General features: G+C 70.0%; 25 protein-coding genes. 17 read left to right on the top strand and 8 right to left on the bottom strand.

Annotated features, from left to right (window positions below; genetic code table 11):
• Positions 1–71: 71 nt before the first annotated feature.
• The 3 genes from RHOFW104R8_RS09455 to RHOFW104R8_RS09445 all read right to left on the bottom strand — a co-directional run bounded on the left by RHOFW104R8_RS09455 (position 72) and on the right by RHOFW104R8_RS09445 (position 4,420).
• Positions 72–2,129, bottom strand: a complete 2,058-nt coding sequence (locus RHOFW104R8_RS09455) for a S9 family peptidase (RefSeq protein ID WP_068093723.1) — start codon at positions 2,127–2,129, stop codon at positions 72–74.
• A gap of 84 nt (positions 2,130–2,213) precedes the next feature.
• On the bottom strand, positions 2,214–3,122 hold the full coding sequence (locus tag RHOFW104R8_RS09450; RefSeq protein WP_068093729.1) for a patatin-like phospholipase family protein: 909 nt from the start codon (positions 3,120–3,122) through the stop codon (positions 2,214–2,216).
• Positions 3,123–3,388: 266 nt separating this feature from the next.
• Positions 3,389–4,420, bottom strand: a complete 1,032-nt coding sequence (locus RHOFW104R8_RS09445) for a class 1 fructose-bisphosphatase (RefSeq protein WP_068093732.1) — start codon at positions 4,418–4,420, stop codon at positions 3,389–3,391.
• A gap of 153 nt (positions 4,421–4,573) precedes the next feature.
• Between RHOFW104R8_RS09445 and RHOFW104R8_RS09440 the strand changes: the two genes are divergently transcribed.
• The 11 genes from RHOFW104R8_RS09440 to RHOFW104R8_RS09390 all read left to right on the top strand — a co-directional run bounded on the left by RHOFW104R8_RS09440 (position 4,574) and on the right by RHOFW104R8_RS09390 (position 13,443).
• Positions 4,574–5,185 carry a DJ-1/PfpI family protein gene (locus tag RHOFW104R8_RS09440; RefSeq protein WP_068093734.1) on the top strand — a complete coding sequence of 204 codons (612 nt, stop codon included), beginning with the start codon at positions 4,574–4,576 and terminating at the stop codon, positions 5,183–5,185.
• Between the two features lie 10 nt (positions 5,186–5,195).
• Positions 5,196–5,381, top strand: a complete 186-nt coding sequence (locus RHOFW104R8_RS09435) for a hypothetical protein (protein WP_068093736.1) — start codon at positions 5,196–5,198, stop codon at positions 5,379–5,381.
• Between the two features lie 76 nt (positions 5,382–5,457).
• A complete protein-coding gene (locus RHOFW104R8_RS09430; protein ID WP_153021687.1) occupies positions 5,458–5,826 on the top strand; it encodes a VOC family protein in 369 nt (122 codons plus the stop codon).
• Positions 5,827–5,854: 28 nt separating this feature from the next.
• The gene (locus RHOFW104R8_RS09425) at positions 5,855–6,487 is read left to right on the top strand and encodes a glutathione S-transferase family protein (RefSeq protein WP_068093740.1); all 633 of its coding nucleotides are present in this window, start codon (positions 5,855–5,857) and stop codon (positions 6,485–6,487) included.
• 76 nt (positions 6,488–6,563) lie between these two features.
• Positions 6,564–7,268 (top strand): YafY family protein, encoded by a 705-nt coding sequence (locus tag RHOFW104R8_RS09420; protein WP_068093742.1) that lies wholly within the window; start codon positions 6,564–6,566, stop codon positions 7,266–7,268.
• A gap of 103 nt (positions 7,269–7,371) precedes the next feature.
• Positions 7,372–7,986, top strand: coding sequence for a ParB-like protein (locus RHOFW104R8_RS09415; protein ID WP_068093745.1), 615 nt, complete (start codon positions 7,372–7,374; stop codon positions 7,984–7,986).
• Complete coding sequence (locus RHOFW104R8_RS09410) at positions 7,983–9,644, top strand: SulP family inorganic anion transporter (RefSeq protein WP_068093750.1); 1,662 nt, start codon at positions 7,983–7,985, stop codon at positions 9,642–9,644. Before RHOFW104R8_RS09415 ends, RHOFW104R8_RS09410 begins: the two co-directional genes overlap by 4 nt.
• A 2-nt stretch (positions 9,645–9,646) precedes the next feature.
• Entirely contained in the window at positions 9,647–11,431 is a 1,785-nt protein-coding gene (locus RHOFW104R8_RS09405; protein ID WP_068093753.1) for a DUF885 family protein, read from the top strand.
• Between the two features lie 79 nt (positions 11,432–11,510).
• A complete protein-coding gene (locus RHOFW104R8_RS09400; protein ID WP_068093755.1) occupies positions 11,511–11,921 on the top strand; it encodes an MbcA/ParS/Xre antitoxin family protein in 411 nt (136 codons plus the stop codon).
• 122 nt (positions 11,922–12,043) lie between these two features.
• Positions 12,044–12,733, top strand: a complete 690-nt coding sequence (locus RHOFW104R8_RS09395) for an RES family NAD+ phosphorylase (RefSeq protein ID WP_068093756.1) — start codon at positions 12,044–12,046, stop codon at positions 12,731–12,733.
• A 29-nt stretch (positions 12,734–12,762) separates the two neighbouring features.
• Entirely contained in the window at positions 12,763–13,443 is a 681-nt protein-coding gene (locus tag RHOFW104R8_RS09390) for an SGNH/GDSL hydrolase family protein (RefSeq protein WP_068093757.1), read from the top strand.
• 9 nt (positions 13,444–13,452) lie between these two features.
• Here RHOFW104R8_RS09390 and phhA read toward each other — a convergent pair whose 3' ends face one another.
• The gene (phhA, locus tag RHOFW104R8_RS09385) at positions 13,453–14,340 is read right to left on the bottom strand and encodes a phenylalanine 4-monooxygenase (RefSeq protein WP_068093765.1); all 888 of its coding nucleotides are present in this window, start codon (positions 14,338–14,340) and stop codon (positions 13,453–13,455) included.
• 139 nt (positions 14,341–14,479) lie between these two features.
• On the opposite strand from phhA, the gene RHOFW104R8_RS09380 reads away from it, so the two are divergent.
• On the top strand, positions 14,480–14,956 hold the full coding sequence (locus RHOFW104R8_RS09380; protein ID WP_068093767.1) for an Lrp/AsnC family transcriptional regulator: 477 nt from the start codon (positions 14,480–14,482) through the stop codon (positions 14,954–14,956).
• Positions 14,957–14,959: 3 nt separating this feature from the next.
• Here RHOFW104R8_RS09380 and RHOFW104R8_RS09375 read toward each other — a convergent pair whose 3' ends face one another.
• Positions 14,960–16,249 (bottom strand): MFS transporter, encoded by a 1,290-nt coding sequence (locus tag RHOFW104R8_RS09375; RefSeq protein WP_068093770.1) that lies wholly within the window; start codon positions 16,247–16,249, stop codon positions 14,960–14,962.
• Positions 16,250–16,317: 68 nt separating this feature from the next.
• On the opposite strand from RHOFW104R8_RS09375, the gene RHOFW104R8_RS09370 reads away from it, so the two are divergent.
• The 4 genes from RHOFW104R8_RS09370 (at position 16,318) to RHOFW104R8_RS09355 (ending at position 22,393) form a co-directional block, all read left to right on the top strand.
• Positions 16,318–16,926: a TetR/AcrR family transcriptional regulator gene (locus tag RHOFW104R8_RS09370; protein ID WP_068093772.1), complete on the top strand. Its 609-nt coding sequence runs from the start codon at positions 16,318–16,320 to the stop codon at positions 16,924–16,926.
• 97 nt (positions 16,927–17,023) lie between these two features.
• Positions 17,024–17,824 (top strand): 1-acyl-sn-glycerol-3-phosphate acyltransferase, encoded by an 801-nt coding sequence (locus tag RHOFW104R8_RS09365; protein ID WP_068093773.1) that lies wholly within the window; start codon positions 17,024–17,026, stop codon positions 17,822–17,824.
• Positions 17,821–18,840, top strand: a complete 1,020-nt coding sequence (locus tag RHOFW104R8_RS09360; protein WP_068093774.1) for a YheT family hydrolase — start codon at positions 17,821–17,823, stop codon at positions 18,838–18,840. Before RHOFW104R8_RS09365 ends, RHOFW104R8_RS09360 begins: the two co-directional genes overlap by 4 nt.
• Before the next feature lie 313 nt (positions 18,841–19,153).
• Positions 19,154–22,393, top strand: a complete 3,240-nt coding sequence (locus tag RHOFW104R8_RS09355; RefSeq protein ID WP_235604381.1) for a GH92 family glycosyl hydrolase — start codon at positions 19,154–19,156, stop codon at positions 22,391–22,393.
• 68 nt (positions 22,394–22,461) lie between these two features.
• Here the strand turns inward: RHOFW104R8_RS09355 and RHOFW104R8_RS09350 are convergent, their stop codons facing one another.
• The 3 genes from RHOFW104R8_RS09350 to RHOFW104R8_RS09340 all read right to left on the bottom strand — a co-directional run bounded on the left by RHOFW104R8_RS09350 (position 22,462) and on the right by RHOFW104R8_RS09340 (position 24,287).
• The gene (locus RHOFW104R8_RS09350; RefSeq protein ID WP_068093775.1) at positions 22,462–23,076 is read right to left on the bottom strand and encodes a 2OG-Fe(II) oxygenase; all 615 of its coding nucleotides are present in this window, start codon (positions 23,074–23,076) and stop codon (positions 22,462–22,464) included.
• Positions 23,077–23,104: 28 nt separating this feature from the next.
• Positions 23,105–23,317 (bottom strand): DUF3820 family protein, encoded by a 213-nt coding sequence (locus tag RHOFW104R8_RS09345; protein ID WP_068093777.1) that lies wholly within the window; start codon positions 23,315–23,317, stop codon positions 23,105–23,107.
• A 157-nt stretch (positions 23,318–23,474) separates the two neighbouring features.
• Positions 23,475–24,287: a class I SAM-dependent methyltransferase gene (locus RHOFW104R8_RS09340; RefSeq protein WP_068093779.1), complete on the bottom strand. Its 813-nt coding sequence runs from the start codon at positions 24,285–24,287 to the stop codon at positions 23,475–23,477.
• 162 nt (positions 24,288–24,449) lie between these two features.
• On the opposite strand from RHOFW104R8_RS09340, the gene RHOFW104R8_RS09335 reads away from it, so the two are divergent.
• A complete protein-coding gene (locus RHOFW104R8_RS09335; RefSeq protein WP_068093782.1) occupies positions 24,450–25,538 on the top strand; it encodes a sorbosone dehydrogenase family protein in 1,089 nt (362 codons plus the stop codon).
• Positions 25,539–25,665: the final 127 nt, after the last annotated feature.

The following is a 25,665-nucleotide window of genomic DNA, read 5'->3' as shown; positions in this document are numbered from 1 at the left end:
CTGCCGCAACCCAGGCGAGTCCGGCATGAAAAGCCGCCGGTTGCGTTGGCCAGGCTTGCGCCGTGGATCGGCTAGTTAGTGGCCGGCAGGTACTTTCCGAACCACGCCAGCGCCCGCTGCAGCACGTCGCGCTGGTGCGCCGGGTTGACGAAGTGGTGGCCTTCGTTCGGGTACACCACCAGAGAGGTCGGCACGCCCTGCGCGCGCAGCGCGTGCCACATCTCGAACGATTGCGGCGCCGGGCATTCGGCGTCGCGGTCGCCGACCACGATCAGCATCGGCGTCTTCACCTGCTTGATGAAGTTGATCGCTGAACTCTTCGCGTACACCGCCGGGTCGTCGTAGACGCTGGCGCCGAAGAACGGCGGCATCCACTGGTCGATCAGGTTCTGGCCGTAGTAGCTCTGCCAGTTCGAGATGCCGGCGCCGGCCACCACGGCGCGGAAGCGCTGCGTCTGCGTGGGCGCGAACATGCTCATGAAGCCGCCGTAGCTCCAGCCGGTGAGGCCGAGCCGCTGGTCGTCCACCGGGACCTTCTTCTCCACCGCGTCGACGCCGGCGAGGAGGTCGCGCAGGTCGCCGTGGCCGAAGTCCTTGCGGTTCGCCTGCACGAACCGCTCGCCCTGGCCGAAGCTGCCGCGCGGATTCGGCATGAACACGAAATAGCCCAAGGCCGCCAGCGGCGCGCCGCCGTAACCGACGCCGGGCCAGCGCGGGATCACCGCGCTGGACGGGCCGCCATGCACCACCACGATCATCGGGTAGCGCTTCTTCGCGTCGTAGTTGGCCGGGTACAGCAGCCAGCCCTGCACGTGGAAGCCCTCGTTGTTCCACTCCACCGATTCGGCCTTGCCCCAGGCCGGTTTCAGCGCGGCGTTGAGCGCGGTGACCGCCGGCGGCGGCGTGCGGTCGAACGCGCCGGCGTGCACTTCGGCGGCGGTCGCGTAGGAGCTTTGCACGAACGCGATGCGCTTGAGGTCGGCCGACAGCGACATCGCCATCGACGCGCTGCCGTCGCCGATGCTGGCCGGCACCGTGAAGTGCACACCTTGCTGCTGCGCGCGGTCGCCGGTGACGGCGTAATCCGCCAGCTGGCTCTGGCCGTTGCTGACCTGGCTGACCAGCAGCGATTGCGGCCCGCTCCAACGCAGCCACACGGGCGTGACGCGGATGCCGGGGGTGAGTTCGACCGGCGTGCCGCCATCGGTGGCTGCCGCGTAGATGTCGCCGCCGGTGGCGCCCTGGTCGCTCATCAGGCCGCCGATGAAGGCGATCCGCGACGCATCCGGCGACCAGCGCGGCAGGGCGATCTGCAGGCCATGCAGCGAGCCGCTGGCGGCGTCGGCGGGATCGACCAGCACGCGGGCGTCGGCGCCGGACTGCGCCGGCTGCACGTAGAGCTTGGCGATCCACCAGTTGTTGTCGCCCGGCGGCGGCGCGGCGGTGTAGGCGATGCGCGAGCCGTCCGGCGACCAGTCGAATTCGTAGGCGTACAGGCTGGCCGGCGTGAGTTCGTGCAGCGCGCCGCTGGCCACGTCGAGACTCGCCACGCGCTGCACTTCCACCCCGCTCACGCCGATCTCGCCGGCGGCCGGCTTGGCCGCGGCCACCGCGCTGGCGTGGCGGGTGGCGCCGGACACGTAGAGGAAGCCGAGCGACTTGCCGTCGGCAGTCCACTGCAGCGAACGCACGTAGCCTTGCAGCTCGGCCAGCCGCGCCGGCGCGCCGTTGCCGCGCGTATCGGCGAGATAAATGGCGTTCTGCATGACCCTGGTGCTGGTGAGGTCGACATGGCAGTTGGCGATGAAGGCGAGGTGGCGCGAATCGGGCGCCCAGGCGATGCCGGATTCGGCGCATTCGCCCGGCTTGGCCGCGGCGCTCACGCGATGCGCATGGCGGCCGTCGGCGTCGGCCCGCTCGATCGCCGGCTTGCCGTCGCGCTCGATCACCCACGCCAGCTGCTTGCCGTCCGGCGAGATCGCCACCGCCTGGATCGACTGCGCCTTGCCCAGCTGGGCCAGCACCTGCTCGATGCGCGGGTCGACCGCAGGTGCGGCGGCGAAGGCGGGCGGCGCCAGCGCAAGGGCCAGCAGCAGCAAGGGAGCGGGCAGGTACGCGCGTTTCGGCATGGGGGGATTCCGGCGTGGGGAAAACCCGACGCTACAGCCCGGGCATCACCCGCGCCAAGTGCGGGAAGGCACGGCCGGCCGCGCTCAGCGCGCGGCGGTGGCGGCGGCCTGGCGCGTTGCCGTCAGCGCGGCGAGCTTGGCGCGGATCGCGGGGATCGCCGCCAGTGCGGCCTTCTCGCCGGCCAGGATGGCCTGGTTCTTCTGTTCGAAATCGGTGGGCCCGATGCCGCGCAGGTCGGGCCGGATCACCACGTCGGCGCGCGCGCTTTCCTGCGCGGCCAGCTGCCGGCCCATGATGGCGATGGACTGGCCGACGATGCCCACCATGCCTTGCGGGTTGCTGCCGTCCGGCGCGGCGGAGATGTCCACCGCGATCACGAAGTCGGCGCCGAGCTGGCGCGCCGCATCGATCGGGATCGGGCTGACCACACCGCCGTCGACGTAGTGCTTGCCGCGGATCTCGACCGGCTCGAACACGCCGGGAACCGCGGACGACGCGCGCACCGCGCGGCCGGTGTCGCCGCGCACGAACATCGTGCGCGCGCCGGTTTCCAGCTCGGTGGCCACTGCGGCGAACGGCAGCTTCAGCTGCTCGATCGGCTGCCTGTGCAGCAGCTGGTTGACGTAGTCCTGCAGCGCCTGGCCCCGCACCAGGCCGCCGGAAAACAGCCGCACGTCGCGGATCTTCGCCTCGTCCAGGCCGAACGCGGTCTGCTGCAGCGCGAACGGATCCATGCCGCTGGCGTACAGCGCGCCGACCACGCTGCCGGCGCTGGTGCCGGCGACCACGTCCGGGTGGATGCCACTGGCCTCCAGCATCTTGATCACGCCGATGTGCGCGAAGCCCTTCGCCGCGCCGCCGCCGAGCGCCAGGCCGATCTTCAGCTTCACCGGCGCCGGCGCCACGACCGGCGGTGGCGCGGGCTTGCTGGCGTGGAAACAGGCGCTCAACAGGAGCGCGGCAAGCACCGGCAGCAGGCGATGGAAGGGCATGTGGTGGTCTATTGGGAAGAGAGTGGTTGCGAGTCTATGGCTGGAACGTGGCGCTGACAGGGCACAGGACAGGCCGCGTTGTTGCTTTGGCTCCTGCCCCTGCTTGCCCCAAAGGGACTTCCTTAGGTCGCAGGGGGAGGCAGGCGACTGAAGGGAGTCCTTCAGGTGAGGGGGTGAAGCTTTTGATCTTGGCTCGAGGCGAAGAGCGACCCCACCCCAACCCTCCCCTGCTTGCAGGGGAGGGAGCAGAACTAGAGAGCAAAACGTCAGCCCAGCGCGCCGTCGGCCTCCCGGTGGTAGTGCGTGGCCAGCTCGACCTCCTGCTTCGAGCCGAGGAACACCGGCACGCGCTGGTGCAGGCCGGTCGGCTGCAGTCCCATGATGCGCTGGCGGCCGGTGGTGGCGGCGCCGCCGGCCTGTTCGACGATGAAGGCCATCGGGTTGGCCTCGTACATAAGGCGCAGCTTGCCGCCCTTGTCGACGATCTTCGCGTCCAGCGGGTAATAGAACACGCCGCCGCGGGTCACGATGCGGTGCACGTCGGCCACCATCGAGGCAACCCAGCGCATGTTGAAGTCCTTGCCGCGCGGGCCTTCCTTGCCGGCCAGCAGCTCGCCGATGTAGCGCTGCATCGGCGCCTGCCAGTGGCGCTGGTTCGACATGTTGATGGCGAACTCGGCGGTCTGCTCGGGAATGCGGATGCCGCGGCGGCTGAGGATGAAGCTGCCGACCTCGCGGTCCAGCGTGAACTCGTGGGTGCCGTGGCCGAAGGTGAGCACCAATACGGTGGACGGGCCGTACACCACGTAGCCGGCGGCGAGCTGGGTGGTGCCCGGCTGCAGGAAGTGCTCGGCCTTCGGTTCGGTCACGCCGTCCGGGCAGCGCAGCACCGAGAAGATGGTGCCGACCGAGATGTTCACGTCGATGTTCGAACTGCCGTCCAGCGGGTCGAACAGCAGCAGGTGCTGGCCCTTCGGGTAGCCGTCCGGGATCTGCTGCGGGTCTTCCATCTCCTCCGAGGCGCAGGCGGCGAGGTGGCCACCCCAGGCGTTCGCCTCCAGCAGGATCTCGTTGGAGATCACGTCCAGCTTCTTCTGCGCCTCGCCCTGGATGTTCATGCTGACGGAATCGGCGGTGCCGGCCATGCCCAGCACGCCGCCCAGCGCGCCCTTGCCGGTGGCCACGCCGATGCGCTTGCAGGCGCGCGCGACCACTTCGATCAGCAGCGAAAGTTCGGCGTTGATGTGGCCGGCGCGGCGTTCCTCGATCAGGAACTGGATCAGCGAGACGGGTTTCATGTCGGGTCCATGGCAAGAGGAAGCGCCATTGTCCCGGCTCCGGCTGAACGGTGCCAGCCCGGCGGCCCGCGCGCCCGCATCCGGCCCGGCTGCTGACATCACGTTGGCAGCAAGAGGTGGGCAAGCTGTACCTCCATAGCGGAGGGACACGACATGCGCGACACGGTTTATTTCCTGGTGTTCGACGGCTTCGCCGACTGGCAGGCCGCGCTGGCACTGTGCGAGATCCGCCGGCCCGGCGACTGGCAGGTGCAGGCGGCGGGCTTCTCGATGGCGCCGGTGGTCTCGATGGGCGGCCTGAGCGTGCAGCCCGAGCTGTCGCTGGCCCAGCTCGACCCCCGGCGCGCGGCCTTGCTGATCGTGCCCGGCGGCCACCTGTGGCAGCGCGGCGAGGGTGCGCCGGCGGTGGCGGCGATCCGCCAACTGCACGCCGCGGGCGCGCCGGTGGCGGCGATCGACAGCGGCGTGCTGGCGCTGGCCCGCGCCGGCCTGCTCGACCATTGCCGCCACACCGGCAACTGGAACGGCCAGATCGCGGCCCAGGTGCCGGGCTACGCCGGCGCCGACCAGTACGACAGCGAGGTGCTGGCGGTCAGCGACGGCGGCGTGATCAGCGCCAGCCATCTGGGCAGCGTGGAGTTCGCGCGCGAGGTGATCCGTACGCTGGACCTGTACAGCCCCGGCGACCGCGAGCACTGGTACCGCCTGTTCAAGCACGCCCAGCTGCCGCCGTGGTGCGTCGGCGAAGCCGTGGCGACGGCATGAGGAGCCCATCATGAAACCGATGCTGCAACGCGTACTCATGGCCTACCGCCCGCTCTATCTCAACGGCCTGCTGCTGGACGGGCAGTACAAGCTGCCCAAGGCGGCCCCGGCGGATGCCGCCGGCACCCCGCGTGCGCGCCGGCGCAGCCTGCTGGCCGCGCTGACCCACATCGTCTTCCACCCCCGCGGCCAGTGACGCCCGGGACCCGCCACGACGACCGGGTGCCGGCGCCGTACCTCCGATTCCGACCACGCCGACCCGCGGGGTTTTCATGATCATCGACCACATCAGCCTGCCGGGCAGCGACCTCGCCCGCAGCCACGCCTTCTTCGGCCAGGCGCTGGCCCCGCTGGGCATCGCCGTGGTGAAGGAATACCCCGGCACGATCGGGATGGGCCGCGACGAGCCGGAGTTCTGGCTGGTCGAGGGTCCGGCTGCACCGACCCCGCTGCACGTGGCCTTCGTCGCCAGCAACCGCGCACAGGTGGATGCATTCCACACGGCCGCGCTGCTCGCCGGCGCCAGCGACAACGGCGCGCCGGGCCTGCGCACGCACTATCACGCGAACTACTACGCCGCCTTCGTGATCGGCCCGGACGGGCACAACATCGAGGCGGTCTGCCAGCTTCCGCAGGACTGAACCTCCACCTCGACCAGGAGTACCCGGCATGGACACGACACCCCGCGTCACCTTCTTCCATTCGCCACAGAGCCGCTCCGCCGGCACCCGCGCGCTGCTCGAGGAACTCGGCGTCGACTACGACCTGCACGTGCTCAACCTGAAGGCCGGCGAGCAGCGTGGGCCGGCGTATCTCGCGGTCAACCCGATGGGCAAGGTGCCGGCGATCCATCACAGCGGCGCGCTGATCACCGAACAGCCGGCGGTGTTCATCTACCTGGCCGATCTCTACCCTTCGGCAAAACTGGCACCGCCGCTCGGCGACCCGCTGCGCGGGCCGTACCTGCGCTGGCTGGTGTTCTACGGCTCGTGCTTCGAGCCGGCAGTGCTCGACAAGGCGATGCAGCGCGAACCGGCACCGCCCTCGACCTGCGGCTACGGCGACTACGGCACCATGCTGAAGACGCTCACCGACCAGCTCGAACGCGGTCCCTGGCTGCTCGGCGACACGTTCAGCGCGGCCGACGTGCTGTGGGGTACCGCGCTGAACTGGACGGTGATGTTCAAGCTGGTGCCGGAGTTGCCGGTGATCCGTGCGTATATCGATCGGGTGCTCGCGCGCCCGGCGATGCAGCGCGCCGCGTCGAAGGATGCCGAACTGGCGGCCACGCAGGCAGCCTGATGCCGATCGGGCTCGGTGCGATGAGTCGTGACATTCGGCGCTGTTCGCCGCCGCCGGTCTCGGCGATGATGCACGAATGCGTCGAGCCGATCGCCTGTTCCTCATCATCCACGCCCTGCGTGGCCGGCGCACCGCGCTGCAGGCGCGCTCGCTGGCGCAGACGCTGGGCGTGTCGCTGCGCACGGTGTACCGCGACGTCGCCGACCTGCAGTTGTCCGGCGTGCCGATCGAGGGCGAGGCCGGCGTGGGCTACGTGCTGCGCAAGGGTTCGGACATCCCGCCGCTGATGTTCACCGCGAACGAACTCGAGGCGCTGGTGGTCGGCACGCGATTCGTGCAGGCCTTCGCCGGCGACAGGCTGGCCGGCGATGCCCGGGCGGCGCTGCTGAAGATCGAGGCGGTGCTGCCGCCGGAGCTGCGCGAGCGCGCCGCGCGCACGCGCATCTATGCGCCGGTCTGGCGCGACGAGTACAAGCTCGCGTTCGCCGCCCGCATCGACCGGCTGCATGCGGCCATCGAGGCGCGCCGGGTGCTGCAGCTGACCTACAGCGATGAAGGCGGCAACGTCAGCCGGCGCGAGGTCGAGCCGCTGTGCCTGGCCTTCTGGGGCGGCAAGTGGACGCTCGGCACGTGGTGCCGGCTGCGCGAGAATTTCCGCAATTTCCGCCCCGACCGCATCGACGAACTCGCCGAGACCGGCGAGGTGTTCGCCGACCGGACCGGCCGCAACCTGGACGCCTACCTGCAATCGATGCGCGGCTACTACGCCGGCATGGAATAGCCGTCCGTCCGCGCAGAAACTTGCGCGGCGCAGCGGGCTCTTATCGGCACGACCCGGCTCGGGTACGCTCGGCGGCACGGCATCTGCCCGGAGGAGTCATGCCATGTCGTCAGGCCTGCGTCACCCGTTGTTGTCGATCGCCCCGACCAAGCTGCGGCCGACCCAGCTCACCGTGGGCCAGGCCGAGGTCGCGGGCAAGCGCGCGGAGTGGGAAAAGCTCGGCAGGAAGAAGCGCAAGGAGCTGATCCAGCAGCACTGGTTCCCCGGCGTGCTGGGGCCGAAGCAGCGTGTCTACATCGTCGATCACCATCACCTCGGGCTGGCCCTGCTGGAAGAGGGGGTGAACAGCGTGCCGGTGATGATCCAGCGCGATTTCTCCTGGCTGGAGCCGGACGTGTTCTGGCGCACGATGGAGTTCAACCGCTGGGCGCATCCGTACGACCAGCACGGCACCCGCGTCGACTACGCCGCGATCCCGGCCAGCCTCGCCGAGATGGCCGACGATCCCTACCGCACCCTCGCCGCGCGGGTGCGCACGGCCGGCGGCTGCGCGAAGGACGCCACGCCCTACGCGGAGTTCCTGTGGGCGGATTTCTACCGCCGCCGCCTCAAACTGCCGGGCGGCAAGGTCGGCGCGAAGGTGCTGCAGCAGGCCTTGCTGCTGGCGCATAGCCATGACACGGCGTACCTGCCGGGCTGGAGCGGGCTGATCGAATGAACGTGGGCCCGGCACCTGCGTCCGCGGCGGGTTCCACTTTCGGCGTCGATGTCTTGGCCGGCGTGTCGATCGCCGGCCTGCTGCTGCCCGAGGCGGTGGCGTACTCCGGCATCGCCGGGCTGCCGCCGCAGGCCGGCGTGATCGGCCTGTTCGCCGGCCTGGCCTGCTACGGCCTGATCGGCCGCAGCCGCTACGCGGTCGTCTCGGCGACCTCGTCCTCGGCAGCGGTGCTGGCGGCTGCGACGCTGGCGCTGGCCGGCGGCGACGGCGCGCAGCGCCTCGCCACCGCGGCGATGCTGGTGGTACTGGCCGGCGCCAGCTTCCTGCTGGCTGGGGCGGCCCGGCTGGGTGCGCTGTCGAACCTGATCGCGCGGCCGGTGCTACGCGGCTACGCGTTCGGCCTGGCCTGGGTGATCGCGGTGAAGCAGCTGCCGCACGTGTTCGGGGTGTCCACCCGGCACGGCGATGTCGCGCGGGTGCTGGTCGAACTGGTCGAACAGTTCCGGCAGTGGCAACCGGCCGCGATCGCCGCCGGCGCGGCCGCCCTCGGCCTGCTGTTCCTGTGCGGGCGGCTGCGGCGGCTGCCGGGCAGCCTGCTGGTGATCGTGCTCGGCATCGCCGCCTCCGGCTGGCTGGCCGGGCAGGGCGTGGCGCTGGTCGGGCCGGTGCATCTGGCCCTGGCGTGGACGGCACCGGCCTGGCCGGACTCGTCGCAGTGGCTGCCGAACGTCGAGCTGGCGGCGGCGCTGATGCTGATCCTGTACGCCGAGTCGTACAGCGCCATCCGCAGCTTCGCGCTGAAACACGGAGACGAGGTACGGCCGAACCGCGACCTGGTCGCGCTCGGCGTGGCGAATGTCGTCTCGGGCCTGTTCCACGGCATGCCGGTCGGCGCGGGCTACTCGGCCACCTCGGCGAACGAGGCGGCCGGCGCGCAGTCGCGGCTGGCCGGGCTGGTGGCGGCGGCCACCGTGCTGCTGCTGGTGTTGCTGTTCCTGCGCTGGATCGAGCGCATCCCCGAGCCGGTGCTGGCGGCGATCGTGATCCACGCGGTGAGCAAGTCGTGGCGGCTGGCGGTGTTCCGGCCGTACCTGCAATGGCGGCGCGACCGGCTGGTGGCGCTGGCCGCCGTGCTGGCCGTGCTTGCCCTGGGCGTGCTGAACGGCCTGCTGTCCGCGATCGCGTTCAGCCTGGTGCTGCTGCTGCGCCAGCTGGCGACGCCGCGGATCAGCGTGCTCGGCCGGCTCGCCGACAGCCACGATTTCATCGACACGAAGCAGCACCAGGCGGCGCGCGAGCAGCCCGGCATGGTGATCCTGCGGCCGGAGGAACCGCTGTTCTTCGCCAATGCGGAACCGACGCTGGCGCTGGCGCGCGAGCGGGTCGGCGAGCGCGGCGGCATCCGGGTGGTGGTGCTCAGCCTGGAGGAGTCGCCGGACCTGGACGGCACCACCGTGGAGGCGCTGGCGGATTTCGCCGCCTGGCTGGAGGCTCGTGGGATCGCCCTGCGCGTGGCACGATTGAAGGATGCCGTGCACGCGCTGCTGCTGCGCGCGGCCTTGCCCCAGCTGCCGCCCGCGGCGCTGGCCTATTGGAGCGTGGCGGATGCGGCCAAGCCGCCTGCCACGCCGTCACCGGCGGAAGGAACGGATTCGTGAGCATGGCAACGAGAATGGCGTGGCTGGGCCTGGCCGCGCTGGTCCTGGCGGCGCCGGCATGGGCCGGGCAGGACGCGGCGGCCCGCTTCCGGCAGATCTACCAGCAGGAATGGAGCTGGCGCAGCGCGCAGTCCGGCGTGCTCGCCTCCGGCGAGGCGCAGCCGAACGATGGCCGGCTGGACAACGTCGACGCGGCCAGCCAGCAGCGCCGGCTGGACTACTGGCAAAAGGTGATGGAGCGGCTCGACGCGATCGATCCGCAGCAGCTCTCCGCCGAAGACCAGGTCAACTACGCGGTGTACCGCGCGCAGATCCGCAACCTGCTCGCCGCGCAGCGGTTCAAGGCGTGGCAGATGCCGTTCAACAGCGACTCGGCGTTCTGGTCGGACATCGGCTACGTGCTGGGTGGTGACCGCCTGCGCACGGCCGACGACTACCAGCGCTACCTCGACCGACTGGACCAGATCCCGGCCTATTTCGACCAGCAGATCGCCAACATGCGCGCCGGCCTCAAGCGCGGCTTCAGCGTGCCGCGCGCGGTGCTGCGCGGGCGCGACGCGTCGATCGTCGCGGTGGCCGAGCTGAAGGATCCGACCCGGAGCAGTTTCTACGCGCCGTTCAAGCAGTTGCCGGCGACGATCCCCGCCGACCAGGCGCAGGCGCTGCAAGGCCGGGCGCTGCAGCGCATCCGCGACGAGGTGATCCCCGCCTACGCGAAGCTGCTGGCGTTCTTCCGCAACGAGTACGTGCCGCGGGCGCGCACCACGCTGGCGGCCGAGGCGCTGCCCGACGGCAAGGCCTACTACCGCCAGCAGATCCGCGAGTACACCACGCTCGAACTCGACCCGGACGAGATCCACCGCATCGGCCTCGAACAGGTGGCGAAGATCCACGCGCAGATGCTGGAGGCGATGCAGGACACCGGCTACAAGGGCAGCTTCGCCGGCTTCCTGAAATTCCTGCGCACCGACCCGCAGTTCCACGCGAAGACGCCGGACGAACTGCTGATGCGCAGCGCCTGGGTGGCCAAGCAGGTGGACGGCCAGATGCCGCGCTACTTCGGCCACCTGCCGCGCGCGCACTTCACCATCCAGCCGGTGCCGGCCGACATCGCGCCGTACTACACCTCCGGCCGCGGCGGCGCCGACGTCTACCTGGTCAACACCTACGACCTCGGCTCGCGGCCGCTGTTCAACGTGCCGGCGCTGACCCTGCACGAGAGCTATCCCGGCCACGCGCTGCAGCTGGAACTGGCCGACGAGCAGCACGACCAGCCCGGGTTCCGTCGCAACGGCTACATTTCCGCCTACGGCGAAGGCTGGGGGCTGTACTCGGAATACCTCGGCAACGAGATGGGCATCTACCACACGCCATACGAGCGCTTCGGCTACCTCACCTACCAGATGTGGCGCGCCTGCCGGCTGGTGGTCGACACCGGCGTGCACCACCTCGGCTGGACCCGCGCGCAGGCGATCGACTACCTCACCGTCAATACCGCGCTGTCCGCGCGGGAGATCGCCAACGAGGTGGACCGCTACATCAGCTGGCCGGGCCAGGCGCTGTCGTACGAGCTGGGCTACCTGAAGCTCCGCGAGCTGCGCGCGAAGGCGGAGCAGGCGCTGGGCGCGAAGTTCGACCTCCGCCACTTCCACGACACCGTGCTGCAGCTGGGCTCGGTGCCGCTGCCGGTGCTGGAGCAGCGCATCGGTCGCTTCATCGCCGAGGGTGGCCCGGAGCCGGACTACGGCTGCGACTGCGCGAAGGCGAGGGGCGTTTCAGGGCATTGAACCCGAAGCGGCGGCTCGCTGGCTTTTACTACATCTATGAAGTAATATTTCACACAACTTCACAGGGAGAGCGAGTGCCATGGCTGCTCATTCGACCCGCATCACCGAAGCCGCGCCACGGTATGCAGCGCCGGATACGCTCGCCGACCCGGCGCTGCGCGCGTTCTTCAAGCTTGCCGAGCACTGGAAGCTGCGCATCGCCGACCAGCGCAAGCTGCTCGGCGACCCGCCGGAATCGACCTTCTACAAGTGGAAGCGCCAGCAGGGCGGCGCCCTGGGGCGCGACACGCTGGAGCGGATCAGCTACCTGCTCGGCATCTGGAAGTCGCTGCAGATCCTGTTCCCCGACCCGGCCCAGGCCGATGCCTGGCTGCACAAGCCGAGCACGGCGCCGCTGTTCGGCGGCCACTCCGCGCTGGAGCGCATGCTGTCGGGCAACGTGGCCGACCTCTACGTGGTGCGCCAGTACCTGGACGCGCAGCGCGGCTGAGCGGCGCTGTGCCGCGCGTCGCGGTGAGCGAGACAGGAAAGCCACACGCTTTGCTCCTCCCCCTGCAAGCCCCAACGGGACAAGCAGGGGAGGGCGTTCGCCTTGCCCGATTCGGAATCTCGATGCCAACCGAGTTGCCACCCGTCAAACGCATCCGCTGGAGCCACGCCTACCGCATCGTGCCCAGCCGCTTTCCGCCGGTGGGCGTGTACGACCGCATCGCCGATCCGGCCGATCTCGACGCGGTGTTCGCGATCGAGGCGCTGACCAACCCGCGCCTGCGCGAGGAGGCCGGCGCGCTGGCACTGGTGCCGAAGGAGCACCGCATCAGCGGACCGGGCTCCACCCCGGTGATGGCTGCCTTCACCCACCTGAACCCGGAAGGCAGCCGCTACTCCGACGGCAGCTGGGGCGTGTTCTACGCCGCGCACAGCGTGGCCACCGCGGTCGAGGAAACCGTGTACCACCGCGAGCGCTTCCTCGCCGCCACCGCCGAGCCGGCCTGCGAGATCCAGATGCGCTGCTACCGCACCGGCGTCGACAGCCGGCTGCACGACATCCGCGGCGGCTGGGTCGCCGCGCACGATCCGGACAGCTACGCCGCCAGCGTCATGCTGGCCCGTGAACTGCGGGGCGCCGACTCCAACGGCATCGTCTACGACAGCGCACGGCATCGCGGCGGCGAATGCCTGGCCGCGTTCCATCCCGACGTGGTGGCGCCGTGCGTGCAGGCGCAGCATTTGGTCTATCGCTGGAACGGCGCGCGCATCGCGCAGGTGCTGTCGGTTTCGGAATTGCCGCGGCCGCGCTAGCCTGCGGGCGGAACCGACGAGGCGAGCCGATGAAGATCCCGCGCAAACTGCTGCTGATCCTGTTGCTGTGGCCGTTGCTGGCGGCGGCGCGCGACAACCGCGAGAACGACCACGCGCAGTGGAACGCGGAGATCGCCGCGTTCCAGGCCGGCGACCGCATGCATCCGCCGCCGGCCGGCGCGGTGCTGTTCATCGGCAGCTCCTCGATCCGCATGTGGACCTCGCTGGCCGCGGATTTCCCGCGGGTGCGCACGATCAACCGCGGCTTCGGCGGCTCCGAGATCGACGACGCCACCTTTTTCGCCCAGCGCATCGTGGCGCCGTACCACCCGCGCGCGATCGTGATGTATGCCGGCGACAACGACCTGCAGGATGGCGACAGCCCGACGCACGTGCGCGATGACTTTGCCGCCTTCGTGCGCAAGGCGCGCTCATTCGATCCCGGCGTGCCGATCGCGTTCATCGCGATCAAGCCCAGCGTGGCGCGCCGGGCGCTGCTGCCGAGGATCCGCGAGGCGAATGCGCTGGTGCGCCAGTATGCGGCCACCCAGCGCGGTGTCGCCTATCTGGATGTGTTCACGCCGATGCTCGGCAAGGACGGCAGGCCGCAGTCGCAGTGGTTCATCGCCGACGGCCTGCACATGAACCGCCAGGGCTATGCGCTGTGGGTCGAGGTGGTGAAACCGTGGCTGGACGCGACGCTGCGCTGACCCGGCGGCTCAGGTATCCGCGTTGGTGGCCCAGCCCACGCGATCGCCGCGAGTGAACACGCGATCGCCGCCCAGCACGTCGCCGGCCGCATGCACGGGCTGTTGCCTGAGCTTCGCGTAGATCGGCGTGAAGTCGGGATGCGTCGCCTCGAACAGCTGCTCGAAGCTGTCGATCACGAAGTAGGTCTGCTGGTAGGTGTCGATGCGGTAGCGCGTGCTCATCACGCGCTCCAGGCCGAAGCCGATGCGGTTCGGCGAGGGCGAGTCCAGGCAGTAGATCGACTCACCCTTGGAGCTGACGATGCCGGCGCCGTAGATGCGCATGCCTTCGCTGGTGTTGATCAGGCCGAACTCCACCGTGTACCAGTACAGCCGGGTGAGGTTCATCAGCGCCTCGGGGCCGATCGCGAACGCCTTCATGCCGCCGCGGCCGTAGGCCTGCATGTAGTCGGCGAACACCGGGTTGAGCAGCAGCGGCACGTGGCCGAACAGGTCGTGGAACAGGTCCGGTTCGCTGAGGTAGTCGAGCTGGTCGGGCTTGCGGATCCACCAGCTGACCGGGAAGCGGCGGTTGGCCAGGTGGTCGAAGAACACCTCGTCCGGCAGCAGGCCTTCCACCGCGACCAGCTCCCAGCCGGTGCTGGCGCCGAGCACCTTGTTCAGCTCGGCGAACTTCGGGATGCCGCCGTCGCCGAGGCCGAAGCGCTCCGCGCCGGCCATGAACTCCTTGCAGGCACGCCCGGGCAGCAGCTCGCGTTGGCGCTTGAACAAGGTGTCCCACACCTCGTGGTCGGTCTTGCTATAGCTGGCCCATGGCTGCTCGACCACGCCGGTGGCGTACACCGGCACGTAGCCGCGGTCGGTCTGCTGATGTTCGACTTTGCGTGGCGTGTCCATGGGCTCGACTCCGGTGCGGCTTGGGGCAAGCCACAGCATACGGCGGTTTCGTCGCAGCAGGGTTGTTTTATTGCCTTGATTCGCCGGTTTAATGCACTATTCTTGCATCTGATAACGAAGCAATTGAGGTTTATTGCGCATGACGATGCTCGACCGTACCGACCTGCGCATGCTGGCCGTGCTGCAGGGCGAGGGCCGCATCACCAATGCCGAGCTGGCCGAACGGGTCAGCCTGTCGCCATCGGCGTGCCTGCGCCGGCTGCAGCGGCTGGAGGCGGACGGAGTGATCACCGGCTATGCCGCCCAGGTCGACCCGCAGGCGGTGGGGCTGGGCCTGCAGGCCTTCGTGCGCGTGCAGCTGGTGAAGCACGAGGCAGCGGTGATCGAGCGTTTCGTCGAGCGCGTCAACGGCTGGGACGAAGTGGTGGCCTGCCACGCGCTCACCGGCGACATGGACTACCTGTTGCACGTCCACGTGGCCGACCTCAAGGATTTCTCGCGCTTCCTGCTCGACCACCTGCTGAACGCGGCGGGGGTGGCCGATGTCAACTCCAGCTTCGTGCTGCGCACGGTGAAGCGCTCGCCGTCGCTGCCATTGGCGCAGCTGGAGCGCTGAAGCTCAGGCGGCCTCGACGACCGGGATCAGCGGCGCGCCGTCGTGGCGCCGACGGATGCGCAGGGCGAGGAAGGCGGCAACGACGCCGGTGGCGCCGGCAATCACGAAGGGCGCGAGATAGCTGCCCAGCTGCACGCGCAGCACGCCGGCCATGAACGCGGCCACGGCGGCGCCGACCTGATGGCCGGCCACCACCCAGCCGAACACCACTGGCGCGTCGCGCTCGCCGAACGCATCGGTGGTGAGGCGCAGCGTGGGTGGCACGGTGGCGATCCAGTCCAGCCCGTAGAACACGCCGAACAGCGACAGGCTGTACAGCGAGAAATCGGAGTACGGCAGATAGATGAGCGATAGCCCGCGCAGGCCGTAATAGGCGAACAGCAGCTTGCGCGGATCGACGCGATCGGTGAGCCAGCCCGAGGCGGTCGTGCCGAACAGGTCGAAGATGCCCATCATCGCCAGCAATCCGGCCGCGCGCACCTCCGGAATGCCGTGGTCGCCGCACAACGCGATGAAGTGCGTGCCGATCAGGCCGTTGGTGGTGAAGCCGCAGACGAAGAAGGTGGCGAACAGGTACCAGAACGCGCCGCGCCGGCTGGCCCGCCGCAAGGTACCCAGGGTCAGCGCCAGCAGGTTGCCGCCTGGCGCCCCGGCGTCGGCCGGCTCGTCCGGACCGGCGCCGTAGCGGGTCAGGCCGATGTCGGCAGGCCGCTCCGGCAACAGCCACAGCACCAGCGGCACCAGCGCGGCACAGCAGGCGGCGATGGTCAGCACCACCGTGTGCCAGCCGGCGTACTCGGCGATGGCGGCCAGGCCCGGCAGGAAGATCAGGGTGCCGGTGGCGGTGCTGGCGGTCAGCAGGCCCATCATCAGGCCGCGATGGCTGCTGAACCAGCGGCCGACCACGGTGGCGCCGAGCACCACCGCGACGCAGCCGGTGCCGGTGCCGGACAATACGCCCCAGCTCAGCAGCAACTGCCATGGCCGGGTCATCGCGGCGCTGCCGGCGGCCGCCAGCGCCATCATCGACAGCGCGCCGAGCAACACGCGGCGGATGCCGAAGCGCTGCATCAGCGCCGCGGCGAATGGGCCCACCAGCCCGTACAGCAGGATGCCGACCGCGGCGGCGGTCGAGATGCTGTCCCGGCTCCAGCCGAAGGCACGGCCCAGCGGCAGCATCAGCACGCCCGGCGTGGCGCGCATGCCGGCCGAGACGAGCAGGGCGAGGAACACCACGGCGACCACCACGAACGCGTAGTTTTGGCCGAAGGGCCGTGAGCGGGGTATAGTCATGTTACCGACCGGTACGGGTAAGCGCGCAGCGTACGTACCGATCGGTAACATTGTCAACAGGCCAGGCCATGTCCCGTCGTTCCAAATCCGCCGCGGCACCTTCCGCCGACGCGCCGCGCCGCGCGGCGGACCGCATCCGTGATACCGCTTTCGAGCTGTTCTACCGCGAGGGTATCCGCGCCATCGGGGTGGAGGAGATCGTCAACCGCGCCGGCGTCACCAAGCCCAGCCTGTACCGCGCCTTCGAATCGAAGGACGAGTTGGCGGCGACCTACCTGCGCGATTACGACCTGCGCTTCTGCCAGCGCTTCGAGGCCGCGGTGGCCGACCATCCCGGCGACCCGCGCGGCCAGCTGATGGCCTACCTGGAGGGTCTTTCTACGCGCGCCGGCCGCGACGGCTACCGCGGCTGCGGGCTGACCAATGCGGTGATCGAGTATCCCGACCCCGGGCATCCGGCGCACCGGGTCGCGGTGGACAGCAAGCGCGCCCTGCGCGAACGCCTGCGCCGGATGAGCGAGGCGATCGGCGCACACGACCCGGCGGCGCTGGCCGACGGCCTGCTGTTGCTGATCGAGGGCAGTTACGTCTCCGGGCAGACCTTCGGCGAAGGGGGGCCGGCGCGCGCCCTGGCCGGCGCGGCGCGGTGCCTGATCGACGCCAGCCTCGAAGGCTGAGCCGCGGGGTTCCGGGCGCCGGTTCCGCTGTCCGGCACGAGAATGCGCACGCGTACTGCCGAAGCGGAGTCGCATTGACGCTAAACTTGCCGGACTGATGAGCACCGATACTGCTTCCGTCCCCGAGCGCGACCCGCTGCGCCCGCTGCGTTACCTGTGGCGGGTGCCGCTGGTGCTGCTGCACATCGTGCTTGGCGTCGCGCTGTGCGCGCTGGTCCTCAGCTGGAACCAGCAGGCGGTGATGAAGGACGGCCGCGAGCCGTTCGCGCATCGCATGATCCGCTGGTGGTCGGTCAGCCTGCTGCGCATCATAGGCCTGCGCTCGGTGCGCTTCGGCCAGCCGCTGCGCGACCCGGTGCTGTTCGTCGCCAACCACACCTCGTGGATCGACATCGTGATGCTGCACAGCCAGCGCGCGGCCTGCTTCGTGGCCAAGGCGGAGATCGCCGGCTGGCCGCTGGTCGGCTGGCTGGCCAGCAACGGCGGCACCATCTTCCATCGCCGCGGCAGCAACCATTCGCTGTCCACGGTGATGCAGGCGATGGTCGAGCGGCTGCGCGCCGGACGTTCGGTGGCGGTGTTCCCGGAGGGCGGCACCGGCTACAACGGCGTGCTCAAGGTCTTCCACGCGCGCATCTTCCAGGCCGCGCTGGATGCCGAGGTGCCGGTGCAGCCGGTGGCGCTGCGCTTCGCCCGCGCCGGGCGCCGGGTGATCGACGCCGGCTTCCGCGAGAACGAGAGTTTCGTGCACAACATCGTGCGCATGCTGGGCGAGGCGCCGCTGGACGCCGAGGTGCGCTTCCTGGCGCCGGTGCCGGCCACCCCGGAGGCACGCCGGCGCATGGCCGAGCTGTCGCGCGAGCGTATCGCCGCCGCGCTGGAAGTTCACCCCGGATGAACCTGCTGCACGGAAAGGATTTCCGGCCACCCTGGCCGCTCACCAGCGGCCACATCCAGACCATGCTGTCCTCCAGCGGCGTGCGCCGCATGCTGCTGCCGCGCGCGGCAACGGCCGTGCAGCGCGGCGCCGAGGCGGTGGTGGTGGACGGCGGCGGCGGCGTGCGCCTCACCGGCGCGTATACCGCGCAGCAAACCCGGCCGCAGCCGCGCGGGCTGGCCGTGCTGTTCCACGGCTGGGAAGGCAGCGTCGATTCCACCTACGTGCTGCAGACCGGCAGCCGCCTGCTCGCCGACGGCTGGGACATCTTCCGGCTGAACTTCCGCGACCACGGCGACAGCCACGGGCTCAACGAGGCGCTGTTCCATTCCTGCCGCCTCGACGAGGTGGTGCACGCGCTGGGCGACGTCGCCGCGCGCTGGCCGGCGCGGCCGATGGCGCTGGCCGGCTTCTCGCTGGGCGGCAACTTCGCGCTGCGCGCCGCGATGCAGACCTCGCGGGTGGGCATCCCGCTGAGCTATGTGCTGGCGGTGTGCCCGATCATCGACCCCGGCGAGGGCCTGTTCTCGCTGGAGGAATCCGCGCCGTGGTTCTACCAGGCGTATTTCATGCGCAAGTGGCGCCACTCGCTGCTGGCCAAGCAGAAGGCGTTCCCGCAGTACCGGTACTTCGAGATGTCCGAACTGAAGCAGCACCTGCGCGGGCTGACCGAGTCGCTGGTGCTGCGGCATACCGACTTCAACACCCTGCAGCAGTATCTGGACGGCTATTCGGTGGCCGGCGGCATTATGCAGGCGATGCAGATTCCCGCCACCATCCTCACCGCGAAGGACGATCCGGTGATCCCGGTCAGCAGCTTCGAGAAGCTCGAGCTGCCGCCGAACGTCGAGCTGGACATCGCGCCGTACGGCGGCCACTGCGGCTTCATCCGCGGCTGGGGCATGACCAGCTATACCGACGACTACATCGCCACGCGCTTCAACGCGGCGGCGGGCGCCGGCACCATCGCTGGCTGAATCGGTGCGGCCCGCGCCGGCCGGGCATGTTGCGACGCGGTTTGACAGGTTCGGTTTAGATCGATACAAATCGTGCCATACCGGCGTTCCTCCTTCCCGTTCCCGTCGCGTCGGCATCCGGCGCGAACGGCATGAAACGCCGCCACCGCCGCACCGAGGCAGAGGGCTGGCCGTGTCCGGATCGCCGTTGACGAAATTCGCGCATGCCGGCCGGAGCCTGCGGCGCGGGCTGTGGCTGGCTTGCCTGCTGCCGGCGCTGGCGATCGCGGCCGCGCCGGCGAGCTTCCAGAGCTCGTTCGAACCCGGGCAACCGATGCCCCCGGCCATGCCGGCCACGGCGCCGTTCTCCGTCGACGTGGCCGGCGGCCCCGGCGCGGCGGCGGCGCTCACCGCCATGCCCGGGGTCGGCTTCAGCGGGCTGCATTCGCTGCACTACCGCGGCGCGACGGACGGGCGGCAGACGCTGGCGCTGTACACGGTGAACCTGCCGGTGCAGGCGGATACCCGGCTGTCGTACCTGCTGTTCCCGGTCTCGAACGCGGGCGACCTGCGCAACCCGGCCAACTACGTGGCGGTGGACCTGCTGTTCGACGACGGCAGCCGGCTGTCCGCCCGCGGCGCGCTCGACCAGCACCGGGTCGGCGCCGCGGCGCGCGCGCAGGGCGAGGGCCGCACGCTGTATCCGGACCAGTGGAACTACCTTTCGATCGACGTGGGCGCGGTCGCCGCCGGGCGCACGATCCGGCGCATCGAGCTGAGCCACGACGGCCCCGCCGCCCGCTTCGAGGGTTACCTGGACGACCTGCGCATCGGCGCCGCGCCCGCCGACGCGCGCCGGCGCCCCAGCGATTTCGTCGACACCCGCCGCGGCACGAATTCCAACGCGCGCTTCTCGCGCGGCAACAACTTTCCCGCGGTGGCCGTGCCGCACGGCTTCAATTTCTGGACGCCGGTGAGCGACGCCGGCTCGAACTGGATCTACCAGTACCAGCAGCGCAACGGCGCCGACAACCGGCCGCGGCTGGAGGCGCTGGCGCTGTCGCACGAGCCGAGCCCGTGGATGGGCGACCGGCAGACCTTCCAGCTGATGCCGGCCGCCGTGGCGCAGGGCGCGCCCAGCGCGAACCGCGCGGCGCGCTCTCTCAGCTTCAGCCATGCCAACGAGACCGCGCACGCGCACGCCTACCGCGTGGCGTTCGACGACGGCATCGTCGCCGAAGTGGCGCCGACCGACCACGCCGCGATGTTCCGCTTCACCTTCGCGGGCAACCGCTCGCAGCTGGTGTTCGACAACCGCGACGACCACGGCGGCATCGTGCTCGATCCCTCCGGCCGCCGCTTCAGCGGCTGGTCCGACGTGAAGAGCCGGCTTTCCGCCGGCGCCACGCGGCTGTTCTTCTACGGCACGGTGGACCAGCCGGTGCGCGAAAGCGGCCGGTTGACGGGCGAAGGCCGCGACCACGTGGCCGCCTGGTTCGGCTTCGACACCACGCGGCAGAGAGTGGTGCACTTGCGCATCGCCACCTCGCTGATCAGCCTGGAACAGGCACAGCGCAACCTGGCGCTGGAGATCGCGCCGGGAGACACGTTCGACGACGTGCGCGAGCGCGCGCAGGAACAGTGGGACGCACAGCTCGGCATCGTGCAGGTGCGCGGCGCCAGCCGCGACGAGCTGACCACGCTGTATTCCAGCCTGTACCGGTTGTTCCTGTACCCGAATTCCGCTCACGAGAACACCGGCACGGCGGCGCTGCCGCACTGGCGCTACGCCAGCCCGTTCTCCGCGCCGGCCGGCCCGGACACGCCCACGCAGACCGGCGCGCGCGTGGTCGACGGCAAGCCCTACGTCAACAACGGCTTCTGGGATACCTACCGCACCGCGTGGCCGGCCTACGTCCTGCTCACGCCGACGCAGGCCGGCGAGATGATCGACGGCTTCGTGCAGCAGTACCGCGACGGCGGCTGGATCGCGCGCTGGTCGTCGCCCGGCTACGCCGACCTGATGGTCGGCACCAGCGCCGACGTGGCGTTCGCCGACGTGTGGCTGAAGGGCGTGCGCCACTTCGACGTGCGCGCGTTCTACCAGGCCGCGCTGAAGGACGCCACCGTGGTCAGCCCGCTCGCCGGCACCGGCCGCAAGGGGCTGCAGCGCTCGATCTTCAACGGCTACACCGATACCGGCGTGGACGAAGGGCTGTCGTGGTCGATGGACGGCTACATCAACGACTTCGCGATCGGCAACCTCGCTGCCGCGCTGGCGCGGCAACCCGCCGCGGACGACCCGTATGCCGCGCACTACGCCGACGACGCGGCGTACTTCCGCCGCCGCGCGCTCGGCTACGCCAACCTGTTCGACCCCGCCGTCGGCTTCTTCGTGGGCCGCGACGCGGCGGGCAGGTGGCGCTACGACGCGAAGGATTTCGATCCGCTGCGCTGGGGCGGCGACTACACCGAGACCAATGCGTGGAACATGGCCTTCCACGCGCCGCAGGACGGCGCCGGCCTGGCCGCGCTGTACGGCGGCCGCGCCGGGCTGGCGGCGAAGCTCGACGCGTTCTTCGCCACGCCGGGCGAGTTCCACGTCGGCAGCTACGGCGAGCCGATCCACGAGATGCTGGAGGCACGCGACGTGCGCATGGGCCAGTACGGCCACAGCAACCAGCCCTCGCACCACATCATCTACATGTACGACGTCGCGGGCCAGCCGTGGAAGGCGCAGGACAAGGTGCGCGACGTGCTGAGCCGCCTCTACACCGGCAGCGAGATCGGCCAGGGCTACCCGGGCGACGAGGACAACGGCGAGATGTCCGCCTGGTACCTGTTCAGCGCCGCCGGCTTCTATCCGCTGCGCATGGGCACGCCTGAGTACGTGATCGGCGCGCCGTATTTCCCGCACATGGACATCGCGCTGGAGAACGGCAAGCACCTGGTGATCGACGCGCCCGCGGTGAGCGACGCCAACCGCTACGTGCAGGGCCTGCGCGTCAACGGCCAGCCGTGGAACCGGCTGACCCTGCCGCACGCGCTGCTGGCGCAGGGCGCCACGCTGGAGTTCGCCATGGGGCCGCGGCCATCACGCTGGGCTGGAGATGAGGACGCGCTGCCGCCGCCGCTCACCGTGCGGGACAGGCCGCAGCCGCTGCACGACTTCACCGATGGCGGGCGGGGCAGCGCCCGCAGCGCGCCGGCCATCGCACGGCTGTCCGCGTTGTCCGACAACGATTCCGCTACCGAAGCCGCGCTGCCCGCCGCGGCGACCACGATCCGCTGGCATTTCGCGCAACCGCGCGAGGTCGCGGTGCTCACGCTCACCTCGGGCGCCGGCGCCGCGGCGCCATCCGGCTGGCAACTGCAGGCCTCCCGCGACGGCCGGCACTGGCGCACGCTGGATGCGCGGCAGCACGAGCGCTTCGCATGGCCGCAGCAGACGCGTGCCTTTGCCGTGCCTGCACCGGGCAGCTACACGCATTACCGGTTGCGTCTCGAACCAGCGACGGATGGCACGCCGCGGGCCCTTGCCGAAATCGAGCTGCTCGGAGCGGCGCCGCCGTAGGAGCGCACCCTGTGCGCGAATGCTCTTGGCTTCGCTCGACATCAGAGCATCGCGCACAAGGTGCGCTCCTACATGCGGCAACCGAGCGCCCGCTGGCGCATCCAGCAGGCGATGCTCATGCGGTTGCGCGTGGCCGGCAGCACCTCGTGCTCGAACTGCGCGGAGAGGAACAGCAGCAGGCTGCCGGCGTGCGGAAGGATGTCGCGGTGCGAGCCGCCCTCCAGGTACAGCCGCAGCGCGCCGCCATCGGCCTCCTGCCAGTCCGCGTTGAGGTAGAACACCGCCGACACCACCCGCGCGTCGCTGTCGCGCAGGCGGTCGAGATGGCGGGTGTAACCGGCGCCCGGCGGGTACACCGCGTAGTGCGCCTCGCATTCGACCAGGCCCAGCATCAGCTCGCGGTTGAGCGCGGCCCGCAGCGCGTCGAGGCGATCCATGAACGCCTGTTGCGCCGCGCTCATCGCCCCGGCCTGGAACCATTGCGTGCTGTCGCCGCGCAAGGGCGTGGCCGTGCGCGCGGCGCCCACCCGCGCCGGCGTCAGCCGGCGCGCCTCGTGCAGGGCGCGGCATTCGGCGGCCAGCGCCTGCGTCTGCACGCCCGGCAACAGGTCCGGAAGCACGCACCAGCCAGCCGCGGCCAGCGCGTCCGCCGCGCGCCTGAATGCATCCGGGTCATCGTTCATCGCGCCAGTGTAACCGTGGAGGATCGCGCTATCGCTTGCGCAGCGGGTCGAGCAGCGCGGACAGCCCGTTGTGGTCCAGCTCCAGCATCAGCGCCAGCAACCGGCCCAGCTCGCCCGGCGGGAAGCCCTTGCGCGCGAACCAGGCGAGGTAGGCGCCGGGCAGGTCGGCGATCAGCCGGCCCTGGTACTTGCCATACGGCATGCGCACGCTCACCAGCTTCGGCAGGTCATCCGCTTCCATCGTCGCCGCTCCCGCCGCGCTGCATCGCGGACAACTGCGCGGTCCGCGAACGGCTTGAACTCCGGCGTGTTGCCGCAGGAACCCGGCAGGAACATCGTGGCCTGTTCGCCCGGCCGGCCCTTGAAGTGGATATGCGGTTCCGCCATGTAACCACCCCTCACGGCTTCACGAACCTCAACGTCATCCGGTCCGATTCGCCGATCGCCTTCATCTTCGCGTGCTCGCTGTCGGGCCCGGCCAGGTCCGGCGGCAGGCGGTGCACGTTGATGTCTTCCGGGTCGTTCGGGTTGGCATTGATCTGCGACACGCCGGCCACGCGGAAGCCGGTCTGGAGGGCGAGCGCGATCAGGTAATCCTCGGGCAGGCGGTGCAGGGCCTTGCTGCTGTCCGCGGCATCGGCGAACGGCTTGGCGCGGTGTTCGGTGACGCCGAACACGCCGCCGGGCTTGAGCACGTTGAACGCGGCCTGGAATACCGCGGCCAGGGTGGCCGGGCCGTGGTTGAGCCAGTCGTGCGTGTTGCGGAAGGTGAGCACCATGTCGGCGGAGTTGTCGGCACCGAGGTTCACCGGGTCCGGCGGCGCGAACGGGATGATTTTCGCGATGTGCCCGTATACCGCCGGGTCGGCCTTGAGCTTGGCGCTGAATTTCGCGGCCGTCGGCGGCGCTGCTTCGATCAGGTGGCCCCGCGCGTGGAGGAAGGGCGCGAGGATCTCGGTATACCAGCCGCCGCCGGGCGACAGTTCGATCACCGTCATGTCCGGCCTGATGCCGAAGAACTGCAGGGTCTCGACCGGATGGCGATATCGATCGCGCGCCTGGTTGGCGGCCGAGCGCCAGTGGCCGTTCACCGCCTGCTGCAGCGCCGCGGTGGTGCTCTCGGGTGCGCTGGCAGGCGCGGCACCGGCGACGGCGGGAAGCAGCAGGGCAACAGCCAGCGGGACAAGCAGCTTGCAGGTGCGGCGAAGCATGGTTCGACCCTCCTGACGATGGGCGTCCAAGACTACGCCGAAACGCGCGGGGCGGGCGTGTGGGCCAGGCGTGCCTCCCGACGCCCGGGCGATGCGGCGCCCCTTCGTGCTTCGCGCGCGCCGGTATACGCTGTGCGTTCCCCACGGTTGCGGAGCCTTGCCATGCGCCTGCTGCTGCCGTTGCTGCTGGCCCTGTCCCCGCTGCCGGCGCTGGCCGCGCCGCCGCTGGGCCGGCTGACCCTGCCTGAGGGTTTCCACATCGCGGTGTACTCCGGCCAGGTGCCGGATGCGCGCGAGATCGCGCTGGGCGCGAAGGGCACGGTGTTCGTCGGCTCCAACGATGCCGGCAAGGTCTATGCGCTGACCGACAGCAACGGCGACGGCGTGGCGGACAAGGTGCGGGTGATCGCCAGCGGGTTGCAGCTGCCGGTGGGCGTGGCGTTCAAGGGCGGCGACCTGTACGTCTCCGCGGTGAGCCGCATCCTGGTGCTGCGCGACATCGAGAACCACCTGGATGATCCGCCAAAGCCCGCCGTGGTCACCGACCGGCTGCCCACCGAGACCTACCACGGCTGGAAGTTCATCGCGTTCGGCCCGGACGGCAAGCTGTATGTGCCGATCGGCGCGCCGTGCAACATCTGCGATCCGGGCCCGGACCACGGCAAGCTGATCCGCATGAACGCCGACGGCAGCGGCTGGCAGGACGTGGCGCGCGGCATCCGCAACTCGGTCGGCTTCGACTGGCAGCCGGGCGCCCACCGCCTGTGGTTCACCGACAACGGCCGCGACATGATGGGCGACGACATGCCCAGCGACGAGCTGAACGAGATCACCCGCCCCGGCGAGCATTTCGGCTATCCGTACTGCCACCAGGGCGACACGCTCGACCCCGAGTTCGGCAAGGGCAAAAGCTGCAAGGATTACGTGCCGCCGGTGCTGAAGCTCGGCGCGCACGTGGCCGCGCTGGGCATGCGCTTCTACGAGGGCGGCCAGTTTCCTGCCGGTTACAAGGGCGCGATCCTCGTCGCCGAGCACGGCTCGTGGAACCGCACGAAGAAATCCGGCTACCGCGTGATGACCGTGCGCCTGAACGGCAGCAAGGTGGTCTCCTACGAGCCGCTGGTCACCGGCTTCGAGCAGGACGAGCAGGCCTGGGGCCGCCCCGTCGACGTACAGCCGCTGCCCGACGGCAGCGTGCTGGTCAGCGACGACCTGGCCGGGGCGGTGTATCGGGTGACGTACGAGCCATGAGCCCCATGTCATTCCTGCGCGAAGTGCGATTCCTGCTTTCGCAGGAATGACGAAAAAGGAGAGTGGCATACCCGTGAATCACCTACACCGCCGTCATTCCTGCGAAAGCAGGAATCGCATTACAACA

Source organism: Rhodanobacter sp. FW104-R8, assembly GCF_001617365.1.
In the GTDB taxonomy this organism is placed as follows: Bacteria; Pseudomonadota; Gammaproteobacteria; order Xanthomonadales; family Rhodanobacteraceae; genus Rhodanobacter.
The sequence above is the reverse complement of the archived record's forward strand: the minus strand, read 5'-3'. Positions and strand labels throughout refer to the sequence as shown.

Bases quoted from the DNA above. Each gene is read 5' to 3' on its own strand.
- RHOFW104R8_RS09455 (WP_068093723.1), bottom strand. From the start codon at position 2,129: ATGCCGAAACGCGCGTACCTGCCCGCTCCCTTGCTGCTGCTGGCCCTT.
- RHOFW104R8_RS09450 (WP_068093729.1), bottom strand. From the start codon at position 3,122: ATGCCCTTCCATCGCCTGCTGCCGGTGCTTGCCGCGCTCCTGTTGAGC.
- RHOFW104R8_RS09445 (WP_068093732.1), bottom strand. From the start codon at position 4,420: ATGAAACCCGTCTCGCTGATCCAGTTCCTGATCGAGGAACGCCGCGCC.
- RHOFW104R8_RS09440 (WP_068093734.1), top strand. From the start codon at position 4,574: ATGCGCGACACGGTTTATTTCCTGGTGTTCGACGGCTTCGCCGACTGG.
- RHOFW104R8_RS09435 (WP_068093736.1), top strand. From the start codon at position 5,196: ATGAAACCGATGCTGCAACGCGTACTCATGGCCTACCGCCCGCTCTAT.
- RHOFW104R8_RS09430 (WP_153021687.1), top strand. From the start codon at position 5,458: ATGATCATCGACCACATCAGCCTGCCGGGCAGCGACCTCGCCCGCAGC.
- RHOFW104R8_RS09425 (WP_068093740.1), top strand. From the start codon at position 5,855: ATGGACACGACACCCCGCGTCACCTTCTTCCATTCGCCACAGAGCCGC.
- RHOFW104R8_RS09420 (WP_068093742.1), top strand. From the start codon at position 6,564: ATGCGTCGAGCCGATCGCCTGTTCCTCATCATCCACGCCCTGCGTGGC.
- RHOFW104R8_RS09415 (WP_068093745.1), top strand. From the start codon at position 7,372: ATGTCGTCAGGCCTGCGTCACCCGTTGTTGTCGATCGCCCCGACCAAG.
- RHOFW104R8_RS09410 (WP_068093750.1), top strand. From the start codon at position 7,983: ATGAACGTGGGCCCGGCACCTGCGTCCGCGGCGGGTTCCACTTTCGGC.
- RHOFW104R8_RS09405 (WP_068093753.1), top strand. From the start codon at position 9,647: ATGGCAACGAGAATGGCGTGGCTGGGCCTGGCCGCGCTGGTCCTGGCG.
- RHOFW104R8_RS09400 (WP_068093755.1), top strand. From the start codon at position 11,511: ATGGCTGCTCATTCGACCCGCATCACCGAAGCCGCGCCACGGTATGCA.
- RHOFW104R8_RS09395 (WP_068093756.1), top strand. From the start codon at position 12,044: ATGCCAACCGAGTTGCCACCCGTCAAACGCATCCGCTGGAGCCACGCC.
- RHOFW104R8_RS09390 (WP_068093757.1), top strand. From the start codon at position 12,763: ATGAAGATCCCGCGCAAACTGCTGCTGATCCTGTTGCTGTGGCCGTTG.
- phhA (WP_068093765.1), bottom strand. From the start codon at position 14,340: ATGGACACGCCACGCAAAGTCGAACATCAGCAGACCGACCGCGGCTAC.
- RHOFW104R8_RS09380 (WP_068093767.1), top strand. From the start codon at position 14,480: ATGACGATGCTCGACCGTACCGACCTGCGCATGCTGGCCGTGCTGCAG.
- RHOFW104R8_RS09375 (WP_068093770.1), bottom strand. From the start codon at position 16,249: ATGACTATACCCCGCTCACGGCCCTTCGGCCAAAACTACGCGTTCGTG.
- RHOFW104R8_RS09370 (WP_068093772.1), top strand. From the start codon at position 16,318: ATGTCCCGTCGTTCCAAATCCGCCGCGGCACCTTCCGCCGACGCGCCG.
- RHOFW104R8_RS09365 (WP_068093773.1), top strand. From the start codon at position 17,024: ATGAGCACCGATACTGCTTCCGTCCCCGAGCGCGACCCGCTGCGCCCG.
- RHOFW104R8_RS09360 (WP_068093774.1), top strand. From the start codon at position 17,821: ATGAACCTGCTGCACGGAAAGGATTTCCGGCCACCCTGGCCGCTCACC.
- RHOFW104R8_RS09355 (WP_235604381.1), top strand. From the start codon at position 19,154: ATGCCCCCGGCCATGCCGGCCACGGCGCCGTTCTCCGTCGACGTGGCC.
- RHOFW104R8_RS09350 (WP_068093775.1), bottom strand. From the start codon at position 23,076: ATGAACGATGACCCGGATGCATTCAGGCGCGCGGCGGACGCGCTGGCC.
- RHOFW104R8_RS09345 (WP_068093777.1), bottom strand. From the start codon at position 23,317: ATGGAAGCGGATGACCTGCCGAAGCTGGTGAGCGTGCGCATGCCGTAT.
- RHOFW104R8_RS09340 (WP_068093779.1), bottom strand. From the start codon at position 24,287: ATGCTTCGCCGCACCTGCAAGCTGCTTGTCCCGCTGGCTGTTGCCCTG.
- RHOFW104R8_RS09335 (WP_068093782.1), top strand. From the start codon at position 24,450: ATGCGCCTGCTGCTGCCGTTGCTGCTGGCCCTGTCCCCGCTGCCGGCG.